Source organism: Nostocoides australiense Ben110 (assembly GCF_001050535.1).
GTDB classification, from domain to species: Bacteria; Actinomycetota; Actinomycetes; order Actinomycetales; family Dermatophilaceae; genus Nostocoides_A; species Nostocoides_A australiense.
Genome location: NZ_HG764815.1, coordinates 3,202,732 through 3,206,071, shown reverse-complemented (window position 1 = coordinate 3,206,071; position 3,340 = coordinate 3,202,732). Strand labels below are relative to the sequence as shown.

Below are 3,340 nucleotides of genomic sequence, written 5' to 3'. Positions count from 1 at the left end.
CCATCGCGCTCGCAATCGCCGGCGTGCGGGTCGAGGCGATCGATGCGGATCAGGTGACGGCCGCGATCGCCGGCGCGAACCTGCGCCCGTGGCCCGGCAGCACCGCCGAGGTCGGCCTGGCCGAGGACTTCCGTCCGCCCGCGGACCGGGATCAGATCGGCGCCTGGCTCGACCCCGCGCGACGCACCACCGGTGCCGCGGACATCAGGGGCCGAACTCGGCGCGTGTTTCGCCTCGACGACATCTGCCCCTCGTGGGACGTGGTTCGCGGCATCGCTGCCGAGGTCCCGGCGACCGGCGTCAAACTGTCACCGTCGTTCCCGCACAACGAGATTCCGCCCGGAGCGGAGTCGCAGTGGGTGTCCCGGGCCGGCACGGTACTGGAGTGCGCGATCTGGTGCGGACCGCTCGTCCGCTCCCCCGGCCGTACCGCTCGCATCCTCCGTCCCGGCGGCCCGCCGGTGGACGTGACGGAGGAGGACGCGACCGATGACGCGTCGGCTCTCACCGGCGCCGGCGGCCTCGGTCCGTGGCTGTACGAGGTGGATCGCGCCCTCGTCCAGGCGGGCCTCATCAGCGCCGTGACCGCCGCCACGCACGGCCGTGAACTCGAGGCCGGCGTCGGTTACGTCACCGGCGACACGGCATACGACCTGCCCACCGCCCGCCGGTATGCCGTCCTGGACGCCCTCCCGTTCCACCCCAAGACACTCCGAACCCTCTTGCGGAAGAAGGGGATCGGCGGGCTGACGATCAAGCAGCGGGGCGTGCGGATCAACGAGGACACCTTGCGCAAGCAGCTCAAGATCGGCAGGAGCGGCGGCGACCAAGCGACCGTGCTCCTGACCCCGGTCGCCGGCCGCCCGACGGCGCTCCTCGTCGCCGCCGACCTATAGACCCGCTTTTGTCACCCCGTACTCAGCTTCTGATCGGGTGTATCCATCTCCCGCCTCAGACGTGAGCTGCTGGATGAGACCGGTTCGCGAGAACGGCATCATGTCAAGGTAGTTCTTCGCAGCCTTCGCCGCCTGTTCCTTCCAATTGACCTTGACGTGATCCGCTGCGAAGGTAGCGTCCTTGAGGGAGTATCCGTCGCCTGCATCGGACGACAACTGCTGGATGAGTCCCTTGCGTGAAAATGGCATGAAGGACAAGTAGTTCTCCGCAGCCCGCAAGGCGTTCGCCTGCCCAGAAGTCATCTCCTCCTCGGCGCTGTCCTCACTCGTTGAAGGGGTTGTCGACGAGGCTTTCGTGGAGGTCGACGACGAAGCTTTCGTGGAGGTCGACGAAGAAGCCTTCTTTGATGCCGCGGAACTCGACTCTGGGCTTGCCGAGGACGACTGCGAGGTAGACGAAGTCGTCGTGAGCCCGCTCGCTGCGGTCTTGCCGTCATCCCCACCGGATATGGCGTTCACAAGGCCGACGAGCAACAGTGCTGCGCCGCCGGCGAGCAACCACTTCTTCAACCCTCCGCCCTTCTTCGGAGGACGCGTCGCGTTCGGCCCGCGGCTGACTCCTTCCTGGAGCATGGGCTGCTGGGAAGCACCCGGGCGCACCTGGTCGGTCCATTGGGTCCCATCGAAGTACCGCTCCTGACCATCGGGCTGAAGGTACCAACCTGCGTTGTTGCTCATAATGCCTCTCTTCGCTGGACGCCATGTGGGTCTCAAGACGGCCGATATACTGCATATTGTAGGCAGTATATCGATAGGAAGAGTTGTGCATGAGCCAGTCTTGTAACGAATCGTGAACGGTTCAGCGAGGGGCAGGCTCAGCGGGCGTTGAGCGCGTCGCGCCAGGCGAGCCAGGGCTCGATGACCGAGACGTCGTAGGTCGGCCCGCCGATACCGACGGTGAAGAGCCGGGCACCCATGTCGTAGAGGGGCAGGCCCTCGACCTCGGGAGGGTCGGGCAGGCGCCCGAGGCGGCCGGGGCCACCGACACCGACCGAGACCTCGATGTCCGCGAACTCGCGGCCCTCCCGCCCACAATGACCGCGCAGGACCTCCATCTTGTGGGCGAGTTCCTCCCCCTGGGCGAAGGTGTGCCAGATGTCGGCATGCCGCGCGACGAGCCGGAGGGTCTTCTTCTCGCCGCCGCCGCCGATGAGGACAGGGATCTGGCGCGTCGGCGGTGGATTCAGTGCAGCCCAACGCTTTTCGATGCGTGGCAGCGCCGCTGCCAAATCGTCGAGCCGGCTACCGGCCGTGCCGAAATCGAAGCCGTATTCGGTGTAGTCCCGCTCGAACCAGCCGGAGCCGATGCCCAGGACGAGCCGGCCGGCGCTGATGTGATCGACGGTGCGGGCCATGTCGGCGAGCAGGTCGGGGTTGCGATAGCTGTTGCAGGTGACGAGCGCGCCGATCTGCACGCGCTGGGTCTGCTCCGCCCACGCGGCCAGCATCGTCCAGCACTCGAAATGCTTGCCGTCGGCGTCGCCATAGAGCGGGAAGAAGTGGTCCCAGTTGAACAGCACGTCGACGCCCAGTTCCTCGGCCGCCGCGACCGACTCACGGATGTGGGCGTAGTCGGCGCCTTGCGGATGCAGTTGCAGGCCAACGCGAACGGGGCGGTTCTTCACCCCTCGACCCTCTTGGCAGGGCAAGACTCAGATGTCGAGCCACTCGCGCCAGCCGCCGTTGAGGACGAGCCAGGCGATCAATCCGTAGCCGGCCTGGCCCGGGTGCCCCTCGACGGTCGCGAGCGCGAGGTCGGACTCCCACTGATCGTGACCGAGCAGCGGGCGGTAGGCGTCGACGAAGGGCACGCCCCGGCGGGAACAGACGTCGGCCTGCGCGTCCACGAAGACGTCGAGCAGGGCGTTCGACTGGGCGTCGGCACGCGGCGACGGGCTGACGACGAAGGCCGCCACGCCGCTGCTCGCCGCCTCGTCGAGAATCGTGGCGAGGTTGAGACGGTGACGGGCCACCGACATACCGGTGTAGATGTCGTGGGTGCCGGCCGAGATGACCAGGCGCCGCTCCCCGCGACCCTCGAACCGGGCCGGCACCTCGGTGCGATAGCGCTCGAGCACATCACTGCTCGTCGCCCCGCGCACGCCCAGGTTGTATGCGGTCAGATCCACATCGGGGGTCTGGCTGCGCGCGACCACCCGGGTCACCCAACCCTGGCCCTTGGGGTCGCCGACGCCGGTCACCAGCGAGTCGCCGAGGAAGACGAGTCCGAGATCGCGGCGGGCGGGGGTCGAGGGTTGGTCACTCACGGCGGCAACTCTAAACGTCGGGGGGAGGATCCGCCGAGTCGGCTCGGCCCGGCGGACCGTATGCCGCCCGCTCCGCCCCGCGCGCCGGCTCGGCGTCGCGGCCGGCGAGCACCAGTT

The 3,340-nt window shown here is 68.0% G+C and carries 4 protein-coding genes; 1 reads left to right on the top strand and 3 read right to left on the bottom strand.

Annotated elements, in window-relative coordinates; genetic code table 11:
* The coding region (locus BN11_RS15535) for a THUMP-like domain-containing protein (protein WP_048699194.1) at window positions 1–896 on the top strand (896 nt) is incomplete at its 5' end.
* Here BN11_RS15535 and BN11_RS21985 read toward each other — a convergent pair.
* From BN11_RS21985 to BN11_RS15520, 3 genes are all read right to left on the bottom strand, one after another.
* Window positions 891–1,634, bottom strand: a complete 744-nt coding sequence (locus BN11_RS21985) for an Ltp family lipoprotein (RefSeq protein WP_083433801.1) — start codon at window positions 1,632–1,634, stop codon at window positions 891–893. The two genes, BN11_RS15535 and BN11_RS21985, sit on opposite strands and share 6 nt — an antisense overlap.
* A 137-nt stretch (window positions 1,635–1,771) precedes the next feature.
* Window positions 1,772–2,581 carry an LLM class F420-dependent oxidoreductase gene (locus BN11_RS15525; RefSeq protein ID WP_048699191.1) on the bottom strand — a complete coding sequence of 270 codons (810 nt, stop codon included), beginning with the start codon at window positions 2,579–2,581 and terminating at the stop codon, window positions 1,772–1,774.
* A gap of 27 nt (window positions 2,582–2,608) precedes the next feature.
* Entirely contained in the window at window positions 2,609–3,223 is a 615-nt protein-coding gene (locus tag BN11_RS15520; RefSeq protein WP_235435511.1) for a GDSL-type esterase/lipase family protein, read from the bottom strand.
* Window positions 3,224–3,340: the final 117 nt, after the last annotated feature.